Below are 19,443 nucleotides of genomic sequence, written 5' to 3'. Positions count from 1 at the left end.
AAGGCTTTACGATGCTGCGTTGCGGATTAAGCCGCTCTTCTTTGCGGAAGCACAGCCGCCGCTGCTGCGAACGCTTGATAAGCTGCATCGGCAGGAGCCGGGCTGCTCGTAGAGGAAGCCGTGCTTCCTCCTGTCGAGAACCCGTACACCGACCCGCTTACAGAGCTGCCGCCACCATACACATTTCCACCGACAGCGGAACTGTTGTATGGAAGTGTCAGATAGACCACGTCGCTGACGGAGTAGTTGTTCCATTGACCTGTCAGCATTAAACGATTTCCTTGGATCATATAGGCTGGAATATCCCATGTAAAGCTGCCAACTTCCACGGACGTCAAATCCAAGCCATAACCGTCACTTATCCGCAGAATTGTTAACTGATGCATATACCCCGACAGGGTGTAAGTCGAGCCGTAAACACTTACCGCTACTCCTGGAGCAGGTGTCTTCTTCGATACAACCGGAACAATCAATGGCTCGCTGACCAGCTTACCGTACGTATCGGCTGTAATCTTAAGTTCACTTGCGCCATGGAGCCAGTTGTAGGAGCTTGGATAGTAAGCCCAGAAGTTTCCGTACTCCCCAGACCAGGCGGTAAAGGAAGCTCCGTCTTCCCGGGTAACCGTAATCTTGGAGTAAGGAGCTGCATACCCGCTGAGTGCATACGAATCGGATTGGTACACGGTTCCATTCACAGTCGGTGCAGCGGTTTGTCCCGCAACCGGAAGGACATTCAGGTAAACCCTGTAGCTTGGCTTATAGCCGGATGCCTGTGCTTCTACCCAAAGGACAGCACCTGGATTGAAGGTGTAGGAAGTCAAATCAATGCGGTAGGAACCCCAGTAATCGGCATACCCCGTAGTAATATAAGAGTTATCCCCGGTAAAGACACGTACAGAGGCGTACTTTGCCGCCGTTCCGGTAATCACTCCACCGTCTTCATACACAGAACCATATACGGACGGTGTAACTGTCATGGGCGCCGCTTGTACCGTCACCAGGAAAGGATCGCTTTCCTTCTTAAAAGTGTCCTGTGCTGTAACATACAGGATTTCACCCTCAATTAATGTGTGCCAGGGAGAAAGCTGCGCAGTAGATGAGTAGGCCCAATTTGATGCAACCAATTGTCCATCTGCCCGTTTGATTCGAATGTAGGTACTGTCTCCAGGGTAATCCGACAAACTTACGGTAATCGAGTTGCTCGTTGCATAAACGCTTCCTATTACCGAAGGCTTGGCCGTTTGCGGTGAAGGTTGCACTGTGTAAACGACGGGTTCACTTTCCGTCTGGCCAAAAGCGTCAGCGTACACGTACACCTTCGTCCCTACCTTCTGATTAGTTAAGTTAATGTAACGGTACCAGTAGGGATAATCCCCAGTCCACTCCCAAAATAACTGTCCCTCTGACTCCGAGTAAGCACGAACCCACTGTCGTGGACCAGCCTCAATGCGCAGGTTACCAACCGTCTCATACACTGCCCCGCTAACCGAAGGCTGCGCCGTTTGACCATAAACAATGCCTTGCACTGTAACACTGTAAGCTTCACTCACACTCTTATCCCAAGCCTTGGCAATGAGGGCCAAGATCTCCCCGTTTGCCAACTGAAGCGGTTGGGTACGAAGGAAGAACGAACCGTCATATGACGCAGATCCTCGGGCAATCACCGAGCCATCCGTTCGTTTCAACTCTACTGCTGCGTAAGCTTCCGTATAACCGCGAACCTCGCCTCCGTCTACATAAACTGCAGAGGTTACCGCATATGGCTTTGTTGTCGGCGGAGGTGGGATCACGTTCACAACTACCGCATCACTCACTGTACGGCCAATTGCATCAGAGGTAAGCTTGAATGTATTTCCTTGGCGAATCCACGGATAGAATCTTAAGTCTGCTCGGCCCTCAAAATCAGCGTAATTCTGGGAAATCACTTTGCCCTCGTTGTCCCGAAGGATAACAAGAGCGCCACGTACCGTCTGGACACTTAGCCAATTCGTGTTCTCATACACATCTCCAATTACCGTTGGAGCCTCTGTTTTTCCTTGTTCCGGCTGCACAACGAATTCAACCGGTGGACTAACGGATCTATAAGGCTCTTGAGAGGTAACCTGAACCACTTCACCAGCGTACAACCAGTCATTGCCGTTATGTCCAAGCTCGAATCTGCCCTCCTGGTCGGAAATGGTTTCTCCAATGGAGGTTCCTCCGCTGAAAAGCTGAGTCCAGGAATTCGGCCCGGCTGTTCCCTCCAAGAGATAACCGTCCGTATATACCACTCCGGTTACACTTGGCTTGGAAGATGGGGTCGTAACTCCACGATCCACGACATATGGAGCGCTTTCCTCCCAGCCGTAATACAAGGCTTTTACATACAGCTTATTGCCGGACGGATATTCACCCAATACGATATCCGATATCCCATTGCCATCCGCCATATTTCCTGCAACCTGGCTGCCATTTTCATCTATAACCCATACAAAAGCATTCGGCTTGCTGACTACGTGCAGCTTGCTCACCACGCCATTGTATACAGATACGGTCACTGTCGGCACCGGAGTCTGAAGCGCGTTTAGAACTGTAATTTCTTGAATATCGCTCTCCAGCTTCCCTGGAGCATCTGCAGTAACTTTCAAGGTCTCGCCGGCCACGGCCAATGCATCATTCAAAGGAATGTAGAAGTATCCATGTATGGAAGCAAATCCTTCAAAGATCGTTCCGTCAGGTCGGGTTACTTTGACGTAAGCATTCGGTTCAGCCATGCCGCTGACCTCATATGCAGTGCCATAAACATTGTCAACTACAGGCACGGCGGTTTTCGTATCGGAACCTTTCTGCACGATAAGCGCCAGTTCTTTACTTGCCTGTTGGCCTTTAGAACGTGCGGTAACAAATACTTGTTCCCCTACTGTGTAGGTCCCCTTAAAGTTTGCCGAGGAAGTGTCCGGACCGCTGACGTTCGTGACAGCCGTTACAAAGGTGCCATCCCACTTTTTCACTCTGTAGGTTACTTCCGAATCCGAGGAAAAAGATCCGGTAAAGGTTCCACCGTCTTCATAAACAATCCCAGTAACCGAATCGAGCTTGGTTCGTTCACCCGTCATTACCTCAAGAATAACCGGTTCACTTTCTGCCTTGCCAAACTCATCCGCTGTAAGAGAGATATGTTCTCCAGGGATCAACAGCAGGCCATTAATTGACAGGGAATCGTACCCTCCCCTAAATCCATGCCAAAGCAGGGAACCGTTACTGCGTCTAAGGGAGATCGCTGCAGAGTAATCTTCCACCTCCAGCTCAATCCGGCTCAGAGCATTATATACGGTGCCTGTGACAACCGGCTTGTTTGTCACCCCCTCGAGCGGCTTGACTTCAAAGTACACAGGATCACTAGGACTTTTGCGGTATTCCTGTACTCTGACGGCAATCCTTTCCCCTGCATTCAGCTTAGCTGTCTGCCATGGTTGGTTCAGCATAATAGTAAAAGGGCTGTATTCATAATCGTAAATAAACTCTTCCGCCAATACCGTACCGTCACCGGCAGAAACTCTCACACTTCCCCTGAATTCCCGGGGGATGTGAATCGCCCCTCCGTCTTCATAGATCTGCGCTTGAAGCCCCGAGATCACCGATTTAGTACCGGCTACCACAGGAACGGATACCCCCGTACTTTCAAGCTTTCCTGCGCTCTTGGCCGATACGGTTAGCACCGCTCCTTCCTCTCCCATAAAGAAAGTAGGAAGTAGGATTTTAAATCTGCCTGACCCATCAGCCTTGGCGTCCCCCACCAAACGTCCTCGGTTATCTTTAAGATAAACGAACGTATTGGGTTCACCTCGACCTAACAGTTCACCACCGTTATTATAAACCTTTGTCTCGACGGCAGGCTGTGCGGTGATAATCCCGTCAGGCACAAAAGTAACAGCCTCTGAAGATTCCGCATCCGCAGTAGAGGAAACGACAACAATGGCATACTCCTTCAGAGCTAAAGCTTGTCCGGCACTGTCTGCGGTATTCACACTCCCGGTCCAGGAATGCGAAGTCCGGTCCCTGAACTCAGCAACGGCTCTGTGCTTGCTGCGGTCCAGTTCGGTTTCCACCGGAAGGATATAGACCTGCTGCAGTTCAGCCTCCTCCCAAGCCGAGGGACTCCAGGTAACCGAGAAATCTCTCCCGTCCACACCAGGGGTTTCGTCGTGATCTTCCACCTTGACTTCTGTAGGCTGCAGACCAATCTGGAAGAACTTTGAACCCGCAACTTCTCCGTTACCCGCACGAAGCTCAACCGTATACTTTTGCCCGTACTGTACTGCAGGTCCGACATTATTCTCTTCGTGAAGCCGCACGATAACGGAAGTTCCCTCTCTGTTATATACATCGAGGAAGGAAATAGGAATCTGCTGGCGCTGCTCACCCTCCTGCCAAACAAGCACTTGGAAGGTGTCGTCTCCCAGCATAATGGTGTGTGGTATTTCCGAGGCCTCTTCCACCTGCTTGGAAAGCTCCACCTGGAACTCCACCAACTGCAGCCCTTCGGCAGCCCTTGTTTCCTCCGTATGGACTCCGCTGATAGAACGGATCAACCCCGTCGGCTGGGGATCGGGCTTAGGATCTGGATCCGGCTGCGGATCAGGATCCGGTACCGGCGAAGTCAATGCTTTAACCGTCAGTTCATAGTTCCGGGAGGCCTTGCTGCTTCCCTTCTGCACCGATGCGGTCAGCACCACCTGAACATCCGGCTGACCCGCTGCCGGACGATTCACCATACCGTCCGCTCCGACGATGTCCTGATTGCTGGAGGTCCAGCTTACCGGCACCGTTTTGTCCTTGGAGCCGTTCTCTTTGTACACAACCGTCGCGGGAAGTGCAATCGGATTTCTGACGTTCTGCTCGCTGTCCCCCGACGCAAAGCCGATGGCCAGTGAAGCGAGTGCCTGCTCCAGAGCCCTCTCCGTTTTCTTCGATGACGAGCTGCCGCCTCCGCCTCCGCCACCACCTGCAGCGGCGCTTCCACCTGCAGATGCCGTGCTGACGGGAGCAGGATCCTCTGCCTTCGGCGCATCTTTGCCCGGCTGCTGCCCTGCAGCGACCAATTCCTTTGCCTTGGCTACATAATCCTGCTTCTTGCCAATGTACTCGTAGGCCAGGCGGGCCAAGGCCTGCCGCTCCGCCTGAACACGGGGATCAAACCGAAGAGTTCCGTCGCTGCTCGCGACTCCTCCGATAAAGCCCATGCCGTAAGCCAAGTGAACATGCGGCAGCGCCCAAGGGGAAATCGACGCTTGATCGGTGAAGACACTTGGACCGTCATAGGCCTCTGCAGCCTTCTCAAGCCCGAAAGCCCTGACAAAAAAGACGACAAGCTCTTCCCGGGTAACCGAGCTGTCCGGACTAAAAGCTGTCTCGGACGTTCCCTGCGTAATGCCTGCCTTCAAGAGGGCGCCCACATATCCCTTATACCAGCTGTCAGCGGCAATATCGGTGAACTTCTCCGCGTAGGATGGATCTTCCGCCAAGCCCATGGCTTTCGCAATGATTTTGGCCATTTCCGCCCGGGTCATACCTTGGGTCGGAGCGAATGTCCCATCCTCATAACCGGAAACCACGCCGGCCTCGGCAAGCGCCAGTATCTCCTTCTTCGCATATGAGCCGTCCAGATCGGTCAATGGAGAAGCTGCACCTTGTCCACCGCTTCCATACACCGCACCGGATAAAGGCAGCGCAGCACCCTCTGCCGGCAGTGCGGCATAGGCTGAATCTGCAGCACCCAGAGCAGCCGTCAGCAGCGTAGTACCCAGCATACACGTAACGACCGTCTTGCTGACCATTGCAGTGGACTGCCGGAAATTCCGGTACATCCTAGCCGCCATGTCAACTTGAGTTGACTTGGTAGAATTAGTCATTCTGTCCTGTTTCTCCTCTATTATATGATGTTATCAAAGAACATCGGTACTCCGGTTTTCCTACCGCCAACAGCGGGATGGAACGACTATAGTACCAATTTTTGTGTTCCGTCCTTGATTATATAATGATATTGACCATTTGTTACCTGCTTTTTTGACAAAATATTCTTAAGTTTCCTTTAGAAAAAGGCCGATTTATGCGAATTTTGTCGAACAAATCCATTATTAGTAAGAAAAAAACTGTCCCTTCTCAAGGGACAGTTCTTCTAGGTCATCTGCTGCCGTTCCCGCTCTGAGTCGGAATACGGCTCGATATGCACATGCACATTGCTGATGTGATGCTCGTCCGCCATGCGCCTTTCGATCTCGTCGCTGATATCGTGGCTCTCGCCCACCGACAGCTCCGCACTGACCTCTACGACCACATCAAGCAGCACATGGCTGCCGTGAACGCGGGCGCGGATGTCTTTGATCCGCTTCACGCCCGGGGTGGACTCAACGGTCTGCTGGAAGACCTCCAGCTTCTGGTCATCGAATCCGTCGGTCAGCGCATGCGATGCGTCTGAGAAGACTTCCCAGGCGGTCTTCAGGATGACCACGCCTACAGCCAGGGCGGCTACCGCATCCAGCACCGGGAAGCCGAACCGGGCACCGATAATCCCGGCCGCGGCCCCCACGCTGACGAGGGCATCCGACCGGTTATCATAAGCTGCAGCCATCAGCGACTGGTTGTTGATGCGTTTCGCCAGTCTGCGGTTATAGGTGTACACGCCCCACATGATAGCGGCACACCCGAGCGCGATCCAGGCCGCCAGCAGATCCGGAGCCTCATGCTGGCCGTTAAGGAAGCTGCGGCCCGCCTGGATCATCACCTGCAGCCCGGCAAGCGCCATAATAAAGGATGCCACGAGCGAAGCGATCGTCTCCGCCCGCATATGTCCATAGCGGTGGTCCTCGTCCGGGGGCTTACGGGAAATCCGCAGTCCGGCGAGTACGGCCACCGATACAATAATGTCCGTCGTATTGTTGATTCCATCCGCCGTGAGAGCTTCAGAACCGGTCATATAGCCCATGCTGATTTTGAAAATGGACAAGAGAATATAAGCGGCAATGCTGACCCATGCGCCCCTCTCGCCTTCTTTCAAAGAATCATAGGTTTCCACAGCGGTGTCCCTCCATCGTTCTGCGGCGTTCGTCCGCCTCAAAGTCCCACCCATCATAACAAACGCAAAACGTGTGGGTCTAGAGAAACAGTGTTTTCCGCGTTAATAAAAATAGGTCCCGTGCAACATTGTTCACCCGCTCAAATCTTGTAGGCCCTGTCCAATAATCATGGACTCTTCCTTCACCAGATGAGAGTTTTGCAGGCCCCTATCCCTATCCGTGAACTCACAGCAAAAACAGCGGTCCGCCTGGATCCGGAGAATCCGCCGTCATCGGGCCGGAGCTGCCCCGGCCCCTGCCTTTTATAGATGGATGCCCGCATCGAATCCGTTGTAATCTTCGCGGGAAGGGTCGAAGGTATCGTCATCCTCATTAGTATATGCACTGCCGGGACCGCCGCCGTATGCGGCTGCGGAGATGTCGACTTCGTCTGGGCCTACCAGATGCGCCGGAATGATAATGCCCCCGTCGGGATCATAGGCCATGGCAAATACCGCCGGCTCGTTCGGAAAGTCCGCCGTTTCGATGAGCCTTCCTCCATGGGCCTCGGCAATTTCCAGGGCCGATGTGATATCGCCCTTGTCCACAATAACATGCAGCAGCGGTTTCTGCGGCTCGTCATGAAGGGCAGTCCGGTAACCGAGCTCCTCCATGGTATCCATTGCCAGCAGGGCCGCTTTGCGGCTTTCGAATTCGAAGGTTATCGGTGCGCTGTTCATGCCCATCGCTTCCTTTCCGCTCACTTGATCAGGGATCGTTTCCCATATAGCTTTACCCTGCGGGAGGAAGCTTATTCCTGTCCGGCATACATACCGGGCCTTCCGCTGACATAGGATGGTATACACCAAATTACGACCACCCACCTGCGCCGATACTGTGTAAATTCATGAAAGAGGTGATTCCCGTGAGCACCGATCCCATGCCTTCTCCCCACCCGGACGATGTTCAAGCGAACAAATGGATTGCCGCCGCTTCCTATCTTCTCTTCTTCCTGCCGCTGCTGGCGGCAAGGGACTCCCGATACGCCATGTACCATGCCAATCAGGGGCTTCTGCTGCTGCTTACGGCCATAGGGGCCAACCTGGTGCTGGGGCTCATCCCGCTCCTCGGTCTGCTGCTCCTGCCGGTGGCCAATCTGGCACTGCTGGTGCTGATGCTCATCGGCATTCTGAATGCGATCAACGGCCTGACGAAGCCTCTGCCCCTGATCGGCGGCGCCACCCTCCTCCGCTGACCGATGCGCCCGGCATACCAAAGAAGCTCTTTCCGCCATAGGAAAGAGCTTCTTTCTTTAAGTGACATCCGCTGAATCCGGGCTTCCAAACGCTACACCGGGTTGACCAGCTTCAAGCTGACGAGCAGGCGTTTCAGCAGCACGACCGCCTGGGCACGGGTCGCATTCTCCTTCGGCGCGAACTTCTCCGGGGTCACGCCCTCCATCAGTCCGACTGCAAGCACTTCGGTGACCGGCTCCGAGGCCCACGATGCGATCTTGGCTCCATCCTCAAAAACAGGAATCGATACAGCTGAGAGATCCACCGTCTTCGGCAGGCCCTGCAGCCCGCTGCCATAGGCCCGCGCCTTGGTCAGCATCACCGCCATCTGCTCGCGGGAAATCCGGGCATTCGGCTTGAAGGTCCCGTCATCGTAGCCGTCCACCAGGCCGGCGGCCGAAGCGGCGCCCACCGGGCCGGCAAACCAGGTATATTTGCCGACATCGCTGTACTTGGCCGAGGCCCCGCGGTTATCGGGCAGCCCCAGCGCACGTGTGAGCATCGCTGCGAACTCCGCCCGCGTCACCGGTTTGTCCGGCGAGAACTCGGAGGCTGAGGTGCCTTTGACCAGCAGCTTCGAAGCCAGCAGGCGGATGTCCGCTTCCGCCCAGTGTCCGGCTGTATCCGTGAATTCCTTGCTGCTCGATACGATGGTGAACCAGCCGCCTCCAGGGGACAGTACGGTCGCCTGGTTATAGTTGAACAGGGCGGGAACGAACGAAATCTCTCCATTGGCGTAAGTCACGGCCGTCACTGTGGAAGGATCCACGGATGCAGGGAGGGTGAGCACCCTCTGCACATAAGCGGAGCCTACGCGCGTCAGATCCACCGTCTGGCCGTTCGTCCGCTGGCCGGTAATCTTGAAGTCGACAGGTGCAGGCAGGATCTCCGAAGCTCCCGCAGCCTTCAGCCGCTCCCTCGCCGTCCCGAGAGCCGAGTCCGGCATCGACTTGATCGTGACGATCACCGTCACGTTAGCCGGCGGCACCTTCAGCTCCTCCGCCGCTTTGGCGGAGAACCCGACAGGCAGCTTGTAGCTGACTTCCGGCAGCTGCAGTAGGAGATAAGCGCCTGGCACGGTCTGACGTGCTTCATCCAGGACGGCGTCCGCAATATGGATCTTGACCGTACTCTCCGTCGAAGGAATCACAGCGGTCACCGCCGGCTGCCCCGCCGCCTGATCCTTGAGCCGGCCGAAGGCTTCCTTCAGCTTGGTACGGTCAAGGATAACCTTGTTCTCCGGCCGGCCGTCCTTCGGAGTCTCCTTTTTGACCTCCCCCGGCTGCACCTCCATTCGGACGCCCCCATACGTGTCCGTCAGTACGGAAACGGCGGGGGATGCACTTCCCTTCGGTTTGGCGGGCTCGGCACCGTGCGCAAGGAGCGGGGACAGGCTGAGCATGAGCAGCGATGTGAGCGTAAGCGAAGCGATTCGTCTCATCAACAATGATTCCTCCCGAATATTGCTACATTATGTATCATTTTAAGGAAAACTATACCACATCGCCGTTCCTCCGTACAACGACCCTTTTCCCCAATTTTCCCAAGAGTTCGCCTGCCGGCCTAGGTATAAAGAGACAGATCCAGCGGCAGGCACTCACAGGTCAGCAGCTGGCCCTCCCGAAAGAGGCACCGGTACTCTGCAGCAGGAGACTTCTCTAGCATGGGCGGCAAAAAGTATTGGACGTGCCCGGCCACGCCGCGGTTCTCCGGATTCAGCACCCAGGCCGCCGGTTTCCAAGCCAGAATGCCGTCCGCCGTCTCACGGGGCAAGCCGCCGAGATCCCCCGAACCGGCGTCCGCCGTGTACGCGTACATGCCGCCGGCCATCCGGCCGTCGATCTCCCAGGTTACAATGCCTCCAAAACGGATGGCATCCTCCTTTAAGGCCAGTCCTGTTTCTTCCCCGATCTCGCGCAGGACGCTCTCCAGGGGGCTTTCGCCCGGCTCCAGCTTCCCGCCGACACCGTTCCATAAGCCGAGAAGAGGCGGCTTGCTCCGGTTAAGCATAAGGAGAAGATCTCCCCTGCGAAGGAAAGCAACATTATATTCGAGCACAGGGCATCCCTCCCGCAGTCTGTTTTTTCCAATTCTTTGTATGGTCCATACTATCTTCCACGCCCCTTCCGTCAAATCCTTCCCCCATTCGACTTGAAGCCCCCTTTTTCGAAATATTCAAATTTATATCTCGCCGGAGCTTGATCCTGTCATCTTATATTTGTTATAAACGCGCATTGTCCTAAAAGGACAGGTAAGCCGTTTATCTTGTTTGATTCACCTACTGGAATTTGTTATCATTGACAAGTGGAAAACGGATGTGTAAAAATAGAAATTAATACAAATACTTTACCGCTTAAAAGCATAAAAGCTTGAAAGCGAACAGCCCGACTCGGGAGAGGAGCCTATGATCATGACCAGAGACCATCATAAAATTCTGGACTGCACGATCCGCGACGGCGGACTCGTCAACAACTGGGACTTCAGCGTCCAATTCGTTAAGGACATGTACTACGGACTGAGCGAAGCCGGCGTCGAATATATGGAAATCGGATATAAGAACTCGGCGAAGCTGCTCAAGGGCGCGGAGGCAGGTCCATGGCGCTTCCTGAACGAGGACTTCCTGAAGGAAGTCCTTCCGCAGAAGACGGATACGAAGCTGTCCGCCCTCGTGGATATCGGACGCGTCGACGAGAAGGACATCCTTCCGCGCGAACAGAGCCTGCTCGATCTGATCCGCGTAGCCTGCTACATTAAAGATGTGGACAAGGCCCTCGATCTCGTCCAGAAGTTCCACGATTTCGGCTACGAGACGACGATCAACATCATGGCCCTCTCCCACGTCATGGAGAACGATCTTAACGAAGCGTTCGAAGAGATCGCGAAGAGTCCGGTCGATGTCGTTTACATCGTCGACTCTTACGGCAGCATGGACTACAAGGATGTCGATTACCTCGTATCGAAATTCCAGCGCCTGCTCCCTAACAAGAAGCTCGGCCTGCATATGCACAACAACCAGCAGCTCGCCTTCTCCAACACGATTATGGGCGCTGCAAAAGGCGTAGAGTTCCTCGATACGTCCGTATACGGCATGGGCCGTGCGGCAGGGAACTGCCCGACCGAGCTGCTCGTCAGCCACCTCAAGAATCCGAAGTACGATCTGCGTCCGGTTCTCGGCATTATCGAGAAGCACATGGTCTCGATGCGCGAGAAGTGGGAGTGGGGCTACATCATCCCGTACATGATCGCAGGCGTACTGAACGACCACCCGCGCGCAGCCATGGCGGCCCGTGCCGGCGAAGACAAGGACAAGTACACCGAGTTCTACGACAAGCTGACCTCGCCTGAAGTGATGCCTGCCGGCGCAGCTGACTAATTCTATTCTGCAGACTGCCGGGGACCCCCCTGCACTGCGGATCAACACGATAAACCCGGTACCTCGGCCCGATTCCCGGACCCAGGCATCCGGGTTTTCTTGTCGGTCCCTCCGCTAATACCAAACCAATTGATAAGGAGGCCTGCCCCAATGGCCCGAACCTGCTATGAAGCCCGGGTAGCCGCCGTCCTGGCTGCCAGGCAGCCGAAGAGCTTCGTTACCTCACGGGAGCCGGAGCTCGCGATAGAGCTCGGCGGGATCCCCGGTGACCGTCACTATGGGCTCTTCCGCAAAGCCGACAGCCGGCAGTCCTTCTATCCCCGGGGGACGCTTATCGCCAACCGGCGTCAGATCTCCATCGTTTCCGCGGAAGAGTGTGACCTGATCGCCGGAGCGATGGGCATCCCGGAGGTAAGGCCGGAATGGCTCGGAGCCAATCTGCTGCTCGAAGGCTATCCGCAGCTCACCTCGCTGCCCGTGGGCTCACGTCTGCTGTTCCCAGAGGCCTGCGGGCTGATCGGTGAAGGCGAGAATCCGCCGTGTAAAGGCCCAGGCAAGGAGATCGCAGAGGCCCTGCAGCTCCCCGACCTCGCCGGCCGGTTCGTCAAAGCAGCCAAGCACCGCCGGGGGATTGTCTGCTCGGTGGAACGAGAGGGGCGAATCCGCGAGGGGGACACCGTCCGGATCTTTCTTCCGTAAGGACGAAGCCACGCCGTCACGGAAGGGATCCTCTTCCGCAGCACCCGTTCTTCCGAAGTAAAGCAGCTTATCCTGCACTACAAGGAGGCTCTACCGCACATGAAGCCTTCCATCACGATCACTTCCTCAGTTCCCTCCCGGCTCCTGAATCCGGCTTCAGGCTATCTCAAGGGCTACACGCACACGCTCAATCCGTACGGAGGCTGTACCTTCGCCTGTTCCTACTGTTACGTGCGGGAGATGCCGGTAGGCAAGTTCCGGGGCGAAGCCTGGGGTTCCTGGGTCCATATCAAGCTGGAGGCCGCCGAACGGCTTGAACGGGAGCTTAGACTCGCCGGCCGCAAAGGCCCCCTGCAGATCTTCATGTCTTCGAGTACTGATCCGTACCAGCCTGTGGAATACCGGACGGGCCTGACCCGCTCCCTGCTGGAAGTCATGGCCGCCTCGGATAACCCCGCGTTTCTGCTCGTACAGACCCGCAGCCCCCTGGTCACCAGAGACCTGGATCTGCTGCGCAGTCTCGGCTCCCGTGTCCGTGTATCCCTGACGATCGAGACGGATCTGGAGCCCGTACGCCGGGCCTTCACACCCTCTGCTCCTCCCCTGGCCGCCCGCCTGAAGGCGCTGAAGGAGCTGGTGGCCGCCGGTATTCCCGCTCAAGCCGCGGTCTCTCCCGTGCTGCCGAGCTCGCCCCGCCTGGCGGACGTGCTGGCCTCCACCGGCGTCACCCGCTTATGCGTCGATGATGTCTTCATGGGCGACGGAAGCCAGGGAAAGCGGACGCAGCGCCTGGGCCTCCACAAGCTCTATGAAGCCCTTCAGCTGGAGGAATGGAACCGCCCCGACGCCTATCTCCGGGTCATCGAGACCCTGAAGACCCGTTTCCCCGAGGAAAGCATCCGTATAAGCCAGGAAGGGTTTCTGCCGTGAGGACCCGTCAAGCTCTTTTTGCGGAGGGATCTGTAAAATTGTTACGCCCTCCGCTCCCGGGTATAATAGAGAGGAGGTGGTCGCACGATGGAACAATTCTCCTTATGCCCAAGGGTGGAGAGGGGCATGAAGCTGCTGAGCAAGCGCTGGGCCGCCCTGATCATGTACCAGCTGCTCTCCGGTCCGCAGCGGTTCTGCACGATGGAATCCGCCCTGCCGATCAGCGGCAGGCTGCTCTCCGAGCGGCTCAAGGATCTGGAAGCCGAGGGGATCGTGAAGCGGGATGTCTTCCCTGAGACCCCGGTACGCATCGAGTATTCGTTAACGGACAAAGGACGGGCGCTGGAGCCGGTGCTGAAGGGAATGGAGCAGTGGTCTCAGGCCTGGGTAGATCCCGAGTAAAGCTTAGGGCCTTCGGTCCGGTGCCCCCGGCATCGAGCCCTGGTGAGATATACATTCTTGTATGCTAAAAAAATAACGCCTGTCCTTCAGCACTGGTGTGCAGAGGACAGGCGTTATTTGGTTATTCTTCTCGGTACACTCCAGGAGGGTTAGCGAAAATCCTTCGGCGTCCGGCGGGCGGTTCCCGTCAGGATCGCCGCTTCGATGACCGCGCGGCGCACCTTGGACACCACCTGCTCGTTAAATATGCTTGGAATAATGTAATGCTCATTGAGCTCCGATTCCGTCACTACCGATGCGATGGCGCGAGCGGCAGCCAGTTTCATCGGCTCGTTGATCCGGCGGGCCCGGCAATCCAGCGCCCCGCGGAAGATCCCCGGGAAGACCAGAACGTTGTTAATCTGGTTCGGATAATCGCTGCGTCCGGTTCCGAGAACCCGAACATGCGGCAGGGCTTCTTCCGGATCGATCTCCGGCACCGGATTCGCCATGGCGAAGACGATACGATCCGGCGCCATCGTCTGGATATCGTCTGCATTCAGCAGGCCGCCGCGGGATACACCGATAAAGACGTCGGCATCGCGGAGCACTTCTTTCAGCGTCCCTTTCTCCGCTTCCACCTGCGGCTGCTCTGCCAGCCACTGCCACATCGGATGCTCGTAGCTGCCGCCGCGTACGATCGCCCCTTCCCGGTCGACCGGTACAAGGCGCGTTACCCCGGCTGCCAGCAGCATTTTGCAGATGGAGACGCCAGCCGCTCCGATCCCGTTGACCACAATGCGTACGCTATCAATCTTCTTGCCGACGACCTTCAGCGCGTTGAGCAGCCCTGCCACCACAACCACTGCCGTACCGTGCTGGTCATCGTGGAAGACCGGAATGTCGAGCTCCTCGGCCAGACGGGTCTCAATCTCGAAGCAGCGCGGCGAGGAAATGTCCTCCAGGTTAATCCCCCCGAAGATCGGGGAAATGGACTTCACCGTGCGGATAATCTCTTCCGTGTCCTTCGTATCCAGGCAGATCGGGAAGGCATCGACCCCGGCCAGCTGCTTGAACAGCATGGCCTTCCCCTCCATCACCGGTGCTGCCGCATGCGGTCCGATATCGCCAAGGCCAAGTACCGCCGTACCGTCGGTTACCACGGCTACCGTATTCCGCTTGATCGTCAGCGAATAGGCTTTCTTCGGATCTTCATGAATGGATGTGCAGACACGCGCTACCCCCGGTGTATAAACCCGGGAGAGGTCGTCCCGATTTTTGATCGGAAGAGTCGGCTGTATATTGATTTTACCGCCCAAGTGAGCGAGGAATGTACGGTCCGACACGTTGATGAGCTTGATCCCCACGTGCGACTTCAGCGCCTCGACTACGGCCGCTTCCGCCGACTCCGCAATATCCACCGTAATGTCACGGACGGATGAATCTTTGCCTGGGCGAATGACGTCAATGGACGTAATGTCCCCTCCCGCTTTGCCGATCGTTGCAGCGACGTCCCCGAACGTGATGTGGTTATGATCCAACTCAATACGCAAGATAATACTCGTCTGTGCCACGCACAATCCCACCCTTTGACCTAAAATGATATACCAATCAGCTCAATATGACCTGTCATATATCCACATGGTACCATGATCGTCCACGCTTATCCAATTAAAAAGAACAGAACCCCCTATAGCTAATTTTATAGAAGATTCCCGGATTCCAGGCGCGGCCGGTCACAGGTCCACCCTCGAAGGACTCATTTTCCATTGAAGATCGCCTTCGCAGCCTTTATAGTTTGAGAGGCGCTTCACTCTGCCTTGGCCGCCGCATCCTCGAGCATCTCGAAAGTCATCGGCCCGGCCTGTTTGTAGCGGATGATTCCGTCCTTGTCGATAACGTAGGTAGTCGGATAAGAATGAATACCGAATAATTCCGTCACTTTACCCTCCTTATCGAGGGGGACCGGGAATGTGAGCTTCCATGTCTCACTCCAGCTCGACACCACAGGTTCGCTGACCTCCGTCGAGGTCGCATTGACCGCCAGAATCAGCGGACCGCCTTCGGGCTGCGCCGCATGATAAGCCTGCATATGCGGCATCTCCGTGCGGCAGGGCGGACACCAGGTCGCCCAGAAGTTCACGATCACCGTACGGCCGCGGTAGCTTGAGAGCTTAACGCTCTCGCCGCCCAGGGTGCCGAGTTCAAAATCCGGGGCAAGCTGCCCGGTCTTTAAACCGACTCCAACCTCGGCCAGTACAGCGTCCGTCCCTGTCGTGCGGTCAGCTAAATGGCCGGTGACGGTAGAGACGAGCGCGAAGGCTGTTACAAGAAGCGCGGCACGCCGGAGCGGTGACTGAAGCGTGCCCCCCGGCCGGTACCGAAGCCACAGTGCTGCGGCGGCCAGGACCACGATGACGGACGGCAGGCGGCTGCCAAACTCCCGTGGATCCAGAAGCAGGATCAGCGCCGCATACGCCGCATACCCACCCAAAAGAGCCAGGAGCAGCGAATCGCTATACAGGATGCGGTCAAGCTGTCTTCGTTCGGCTGCATAGAGGATGTACAAGCCCGACACGATCGAGGCCAGCCACACCCCCTTCTCTCCGCCGTTGAAATACAGGAGGGAGACGGGATCGTCCAGAATGCTCTGCGGCTCCCACAGAAGGATGCTCAGCTTCCAGACCAGCACCCACAACAGCAGTGCGGTTTGGACTGATTCTCCCATTGGGCGGCCTATGCCGCTCCCCCGCAGCCTGAGCCGGAGCACTCCGTATCCTGCGGCAGCGGATAAGAACAGGACCAGCAAGTATTGTGATATGACCAAAGGTCCCAAGACCCAAGTTTCCATGATTATTCTCCATCCCCATTCTTACTCCATACTTCCATTGTGGGGGGATGGCGGCCAAGATGTCAACCTTCGTATGTACCGCCTGATCGCAGATCGTGATCAACAACTACCAGATAACGCAGGAGGGAATACTGACTATGAAAAAGCAATGGACCATGATGCTGCTTGCTACTACGATCACGCTCGGCTCGACCACGTTTATTCCGGAGGAAGCGCAAGCTGCCAGCGCCGTTATCGTTAGCAGTGTGAACCTTCGCAGTGAGCCGAACACCAGCGCGGCAAGCTACGGATATGTCAGCACCGGTGAGACGGTAGAGATTCTCAGCAAAGTGAACAGCTACTGGTACAAAGTCCGCACGTCTTCCGGGAAAGTAGGCTATATCTCTACAAGCAGCCGGTACGTAAGCACAACCAGTACGGTTCCTGTGAGCACGAGCACAACAGCTTCTTCTTCAGGCACTGTAACATACTCCAGCACAGCGGTAAGCAAAGTCATTGCGGCAGGTAAAGCCTACCTCGGCACACCGTATGAATATGGTTCGGACCGTTCCACCACGTACACCTTCGACTGCTCTGATTTTGTACGTCAAGCATTCAAGGATGCTCTCGGGGTCACCCTGCCAAGCAGCTCCCGTACCCAGGGAGACTACGTGAAGTCCATCGGCAAAACTTCTACGAACTGGCATGACCTGAAGCCTGGTGATCTCATGTTCTTCATGAGCTACAAGGGAGGCAGCGCTTCGAACTATCCGAGCAATAAAGCCGGCCAGACGATTACCCACGTGGGAATTTACCTTGGCGATGGCAAAATTCTTCACACGTACTCCAAAGATTCCGGCGGCGTTCGGATCGACTCCATCGCCGGCCGCCACTGGGAACACCGCTTTATCTTCGGCGGCAGCGCACTGCGCTAATCCTTTGCCCTTCACCGCTCCGGCTGCCTCTTGGCAGCTGGAGCTTTTTTGTTCGCCGGCTCTACCGACTTGAATGAATCGTCGAGGCGGTCCATCCATACTATGTGTCAGGAGCGGCATTCTCTATGCTCTGTAATAACCGGTATTCCATCCCATCCCAAGATGGTAAAATGTTCATGAGCATGCGTTTACTGACCGAGGAATGATCATCTAAAGAAACCGGAGGGGAGATCATGAAACCTAGACGCCTGCAGATCGGCATGTGGGGAGGCTTCCGTCCGGAGGATTGGGCGCGCTTCGGCTCGGAACAGATCAGCGGGATGGAGATTTCGCAATTCGCGGACCGTGAAGCACTGCTTCAATTCCGTTCCTTCTGCCGGAAGGAAGGGCTCATCTTTGGCATCCATACCCCTCTTCTGGGCAGCAAGGGCTACACCCTGCCCAGGTTGACCTCTCCCGATCCGGACGAACGGCACGAGGGCTGCGAACGGCGGAGAAGGATGTGGAGCTTGCTGCGGAGTCGGGCGCCGACTATATTCTCTTCCATTACCCGTTCCTGCCCATCTTCGGAGAAGGGGATCAAGTGAAGTACATCAATCTTCCGAGGCAGGGCCAACGATACGAACCAAGCGATCTGCCCCAAAGCCGATTCCTTGAAGTCTCGCACCGTCTGTTTGAGCGGCTGTCGGAGCTGCAGCGCCGCTATGGTCAAAAGATTTTGCTGGAGCATGATTTCTTTGGCAGTTATCAGAACATCGTTGTGCGCATGTTCCGGGACTACCGGGAAATCGACCTCGTTGTCGACACCGCCCGGCTCGATGTGGCGGCAAGAGTTGCGGACTCCTTTGATCCCTATCAGTGGCTGGATGAAGTGGCACCTTCCGTGTATCTCGTCCATTACAGCAATGTGAGGTATGCAGGTGACCGTTTCTTCAACCACCAGCCCGTACAACCCTGGCAGGACGGGCATTCCGATTATGGAGACGCGCAAGCCTATCTCCAGCATCTGGCAGCCCATAACAGCCGATTCCACGTGACCTTCGAGCATCAGGCCGGCTCACTCAGCCGGGAGGAACTGCTCTCACTCTATAAGCAGACCTCTTGTCTGGCCGGTATCGAAGCTCCTTGACCTTGCCGCAGCGGCAGGGTGTATGCTGTGGACATTCCACTGCCAGGAGGCTTCACCTATGCCGGATCATGAACACATTTACCGAATGAAAGCCCATCTATATCATCGTCTGATTGCCGCTCAGCCGGATCTCTCGAACATCATGGAGGAACTCTACCCAGGCGGTGACCTCGATATTCTGGATCTGGGCGCCGGCAGCGGACGTCTGACGTTGTCCCTCCTCCCCCGGGCCCGTTCGCTGTCAGCTTCGGATCTTTCCCCGGCTATGCTGGAGGAGTTGGTACGGAACGTTCCCTTGTCCTGCCATTCCCGTCTCATGACCATCGCGGCAGACCACCGGAATCTGCCTCTCCCGGATCACTCCTTCGACCTCATTGTCTCCGGATGGAGCCTCTGCTATTTGGCCGGCAGCGATGAGCCGGAGTGGGAGGCGAATCTGAAGCAGATGATGAGCGAGATTGACCGACTTCTGAGGCCGGGCGGTACCGTCATCCTCTTCGAAACGATGGGAACCGGGTATACAGCACCGCAGCCGCCGCCGTTCCTTCTTGAGTATTACAATCAATTGGAGCGGCAGTACGAGTTCGGTCACCGCTGGATTCGTACCGATTATACGTTCCGTTCCCCTCAGGAAGCGGAAGAATTGACGCGCTTTTTCTTCGGCGATGCCCTGGCGGATGAGGTACGACAGAAGGGACTGCCGATCGTGCCGGAGTGCGCTGGTGTATGGTGGAAAAGGAAGTCAAAGGAATCCGGAAAAGTGCATCCTGCCTGAAGCCATTTCGACCCTATGAAAAGAACCCTGCTGCATCCGGTTGGATACGGCAGGGTTCTTCG

General features: G+C 56.1%; 16 protein-coding genes. 9 read left to right on the top strand and 7 right to left on the bottom strand.

The annotated features are described in order from the left end of the window. Positions 1-26: 26 nt before the first annotated feature. The 3 genes from PM3016_RS02365 to PM3016_RS02355 all read right to left on the bottom strand — a co-directional run bounded on the left by PM3016_RS02365 (position 27) and on the right by PM3016_RS02355 (position 7,774). Entirely contained in the window at positions 27-5,654 is a 5,628-nt protein-coding gene (locus tag PM3016_RS02365) for an Ig-like domain-containing protein (protein ID WP_238540422.1), read from the bottom strand. Positions 5,655-6,157: 503 nt separating this feature from the next. Beyond that, positions 6,158-7,054, bottom strand: a complete 897-nt coding sequence (locus tag PM3016_RS02360; RefSeq protein ID WP_013914298.1) for a cation diffusion facilitator family transporter — start codon at positions 7,052-7,054, stop codon at positions 6,158-6,160. Positions 7,055-7,357: 303 nt separating this feature from the next. Beyond that, positions 7,358-7,774 carry a hypothetical protein gene (locus tag PM3016_RS02355; protein WP_014649217.1) on the bottom strand — a complete coding sequence of 139 codons (417 nt, stop codon included), beginning with the start codon at positions 7,772-7,774 and terminating at the stop codon, positions 7,358-7,360. A gap of 185 nt (positions 7,775-7,959) precedes the next feature. Here PM3016_RS02355 and PM3016_RS02350 point away from each other — a divergent pair, with 185 nt between their 5' ends. Further along, complete coding sequence (locus tag PM3016_RS02350; protein WP_041619018.1) at positions 7,960-8,289, top strand: hypothetical protein; 330 nt, start codon at positions 7,960-7,962, stop codon at positions 8,287-8,289. Between the two features lie 92 nt (positions 8,290-8,381). On the opposite strand, the gene PM3016_RS02345 is transcribed toward PM3016_RS02350, so the two are convergent. After that, positions 8,382-9,770: an S-layer homology domain-containing protein gene (locus tag PM3016_RS02345; RefSeq protein ID WP_014368305.1), complete on the bottom strand. Its 1,389-nt coding sequence runs from the start codon at positions 9,768-9,770 to the stop codon at positions 8,382-8,384. 122 nt (positions 9,771-9,892) lie between these two features. Then, on the bottom strand, positions 9,893-10,387 hold the full coding sequence (locus PM3016_RS02340) for an NUDIX hydrolase (protein WP_014368304.1): 495 nt from the start codon (positions 10,385-10,387) through the stop codon (positions 9,893-9,895). A 352-nt stretch (positions 10,388-10,739) separates the two neighbouring features. Between PM3016_RS02340 and PM3016_RS02335 the strand changes: the two genes are divergently transcribed. From PM3016_RS02335 to PM3016_RS02320, 4 genes are all read left to right on the top strand, one after another. Further along, positions 10,740-11,702, top strand: coding sequence for an aldolase catalytic domain-containing protein (locus tag PM3016_RS02335; RefSeq protein ID WP_013914293.1), 963 nt, complete (start codon positions 10,740-10,742; stop codon positions 11,700-11,702). Between the two features lie 150 nt (positions 11,703-11,852). Continuing rightward, a complete protein-coding gene (locus PM3016_RS02330; RefSeq protein WP_014368303.1) occupies positions 11,853-12,401 on the top strand; it encodes an MOSC domain-containing protein in 549 nt (182 codons plus the stop codon). Between the two features lie 99 nt (positions 12,402-12,500). Then, positions 12,501-13,331, top strand: a complete 831-nt coding sequence (locus tag PM3016_RS02325; protein WP_014368302.1) for an SPL family radical SAM protein — start codon at positions 12,501-12,503, stop codon at positions 13,329-13,331. A gap of 87 nt (positions 13,332-13,418) precedes the next feature. Further along, on the top strand, positions 13,419-13,733 hold the full coding sequence (locus PM3016_RS02320) for a winged helix-turn-helix transcriptional regulator (RefSeq protein ID WP_014368301.1): 315 nt from the start codon (positions 13,419-13,421) through the stop codon (positions 13,731-13,733). Positions 13,734-13,882: 149 nt separating this feature from the next. Here PM3016_RS02320 and PM3016_RS02315 read toward each other — a convergent pair whose 3' ends face one another. Then, positions 13,883-15,286 (bottom strand): NAD-dependent malic enzyme, encoded by a 1,404-nt coding sequence (locus tag PM3016_RS02315; protein ID WP_014368300.1) that lies wholly within the window; start codon positions 15,284-15,286, stop codon positions 13,883-13,885. Between the two features lie 236 nt (positions 15,287-15,522). After that, on the bottom strand, positions 15,523-16,440 hold the full coding sequence (locus tag PM3016_RS02310) for a redoxin domain-containing protein (RefSeq protein WP_238540421.1): 918 nt from the start codon (positions 16,438-16,440) through the stop codon (positions 15,523-15,525). A gap of 260 nt (positions 16,441-16,700) precedes the next feature. On the opposite strand from PM3016_RS02310, the gene PM3016_RS02305 reads away from it, so the two are divergent. From PM3016_RS02305 to PM3016_RS02295, 4 genes are all read left to right on the top strand, one after another. Beyond that, positions 16,701-17,477: a C40 family peptidase gene (locus PM3016_RS02305; protein WP_014368298.1), complete on the top strand. Its 777-nt coding sequence runs from the start codon at positions 16,701-16,703 to the stop codon at positions 17,475-17,477. A gap of 233 nt (positions 17,478-17,710) precedes the next feature. Next, complete coding sequence (locus tag PM3016_RS39265) at positions 17,711-18,064, top strand: hypothetical protein (RefSeq protein ID WP_238540420.1); 354 nt, start codon at positions 17,711-17,713, stop codon at positions 18,062-18,064. Next, positions 18,061-18,606: a hypothetical protein gene (locus tag PM3016_RS39260; RefSeq protein WP_238540419.1), complete on the top strand. Its 546-nt coding sequence runs from the start codon at positions 18,061-18,063 to the stop codon at positions 18,604-18,606. The genes PM3016_RS39265 and PM3016_RS39260 overlap by 4 nt, the downstream gene beginning before the upstream one ends. A gap of 58 nt (positions 18,607-18,664) precedes the next feature. Continuing rightward, on the top strand, positions 18,665-19,381 hold the full coding sequence (locus PM3016_RS02295; protein WP_014368297.1) for a class I SAM-dependent methyltransferase: 717 nt from the start codon (positions 18,665-18,667) through the stop codon (positions 19,379-19,381). Positions 19,382-19,443 lie beyond the last annotated feature (62 nt).

The organism is Paenibacillus mucilaginosus 3016 (genome assembly GCF_000250655.1).
In the GTDB taxonomy this organism is placed as follows: Bacteria; Bacillota; Bacilli; order Paenibacillales; family NBRC-103111; genus Paenibacillus_G; species Paenibacillus_G mucilaginosus.
This window is presented reverse-complemented; position numbering and strand designations above follow the sequence as displayed.

What these genes read in the sequence shown, in the direction of transcription:
- PM3016_RS02355 (WP_014649217.1), bottom strand. Translation starts at nt 7,774, where the DNA reads ATGAACAGCGCACCGATAACCTTCGAATTCGAAAGCCGCAAAGCGGCC.
- PM3016_RS02345 (WP_014368305.1), bottom strand. Translation starts at nt 9,770, where the DNA reads ATGAGACGAATCGCTTCGCTTACGCTCACATCGCTGCTCATGCTCAGC.
- PM3016_RS02335 (WP_013914293.1), top strand. Translation starts at nt 10,740, where the DNA reads ATGACCAGAGACCATCATAAAATTCTGGACTGCACGATCCGCGACGGC.
- PM3016_RS02330 (WP_014368303.1), top strand. Translation starts at nt 11,853, where the DNA reads ATGGCCCGAACCTGCTATGAAGCCCGGGTAGCCGCCGTCCTGGCTGCC.
- PM3016_RS02325 (WP_014368302.1), top strand. Translation starts at nt 12,501, where the DNA reads ATGAAGCCTTCCATCACGATCACTTCCTCAGTTCCCTCCCGGCTCCTG.
- PM3016_RS02320 (WP_014368301.1), top strand. Translation starts at nt 13,419, where the DNA reads ATGGAACAATTCTCCTTATGCCCAAGGGTGGAGAGGGGCATGAAGCTG.
- PM3016_RS02310 (WP_238540421.1), bottom strand. Translation starts at nt 16,440, where the DNA reads ATGGGAGAATCAGTCCAAACCGCACTGCTGTTGTGGGTGCTGGTCTGG.
- PM3016_RS02305 (WP_014368298.1), top strand. Translation starts at nt 16,701, where the DNA reads ATGAAAAAGCAATGGACCATGATGCTGCTTGCTACTACGATCACGCTC.
- PM3016_RS39265 (WP_238540420.1), top strand. Translation starts at nt 17,711, where the DNA reads ATGAAACCTAGACGCCTGCAGATCGGCATGTGGGGAGGCTTCCGTCCG.
- PM3016_RS02295 (WP_014368297.1), top strand. Translation starts at nt 18,665, where the DNA reads ATGCCGGATCATGAACACATTTACCGAATGAAAGCCCATCTATATCAT.